The organism is Veillonella sp. (genome assembly GCF_032470285.1).
Lineage (GTDB): Bacteria > Bacillota > Negativicutes > Veillonellales > Veillonellaceae > Veillonella.
The window spans coordinates 1-1,125 of sequence record NZ_JAWEKP010000018.1; the positions used below are offsets into that span (position 1 = coordinate 1).

At 44.1% G+C, this 1,125-nt stretch carries 1 protein-coding gene; it reads left to right on the forward strand.

What is annotated here, in order from left to right:
* Position 1 precedes the first annotated feature (1 nt).
* On the forward strand, positions 2 to 1,125 hold a 1,124-nt coding region (tuf, locus tag E7B10_RS09555; RefSeq protein WP_128114531.1), incomplete at its 3' end, for an elongation factor Tu.

Below are 1,125 nucleotides of genomic sequence, written 5' to 3' on the forward strand. Positions count from 1 at the left end.
AATGGCAAAAGAAAAATTTGAACGTACGAAACCGCATGTTAACATCGGTACAATCGGTCACGTTGACCATGGTAAAACTACTTTGACTGCTGCAATCACTAAAGTATTGGCTGAAAAAGGTCAAGCTGACTTCCAAGATTACAGCATGATCGATAAAGCTCCAGAAGAACGCGAACGCGGTATCACAATCAACACTGCACACGTTGAGTATGAAACTGCTAACCGTCACTATGCACACGTTGACTGCCCAGGCCATGCTGACTATGTTAAAAACATGATTACTGGTGCGGCTCAAATGGACGGCGCTATCTTGGTTGTATCCGCAGCTGACGGCCCTATGCCTCAAACTCGCGAACACATCTTGTTGGCTCGTCAAGTTGGTGTTCCTGCAATCGTAGTATTCTTGAACAAAGCTGACATGGTTGACGATGAAGAATTGATCGAATTGGTAGAAATGGAAGTTCGTGAACTTCTTTCTTCCTACGAATTCCCTGGCGACGAAGTACCTATCGTTGTAGGTTCCGCATTGAAAGCTTTGGAAGGCGACGCTCAATATGTAGCTAAAATTGACGAATTGATGGATGCTGTAGACTCCTACATCCCAACACCAGTTCGTGACACTGATAAACCTTTCTTGATGCCTGTGGAAGACGTTTTCACAATCACTGGTCGTGGTACAGTAGCAACTGGCCGTGTTGAACGTGGTCAAGTAAACGTTGGTGATACTGTTGAAGTAGTAGGCTTGAAAGAAAAAGCTGAACAATATGTAGTAACAGGTCTTGAAATGTTCCGTAAAGTGTTGGATTCTGCAGTAGCAGGTGACAACGTAGGTGCATTGCTTCGTGGTGTTGATCGTAAAGACATCGAACGTGGTCAAGTATTGGCTAAACCAGGCTCCATCAACCCACACACAAAATTCAAAGCAGAAGTATACGTATTGACTAAAGAAGAAGGTGGCCGTCATACTCCATTCTTCTCCAACTACCGTCCACAATTCTACTTCCGTACAACAGACGTAACAGGTGTTGTAAACCTTCCTGAAGGTGTAGAAATGTGTATGCCTGGCGATAACGTAACAATGGAAATCGAATTGATTACTCCAATCGCTATCGAAGAAGGTCTTCG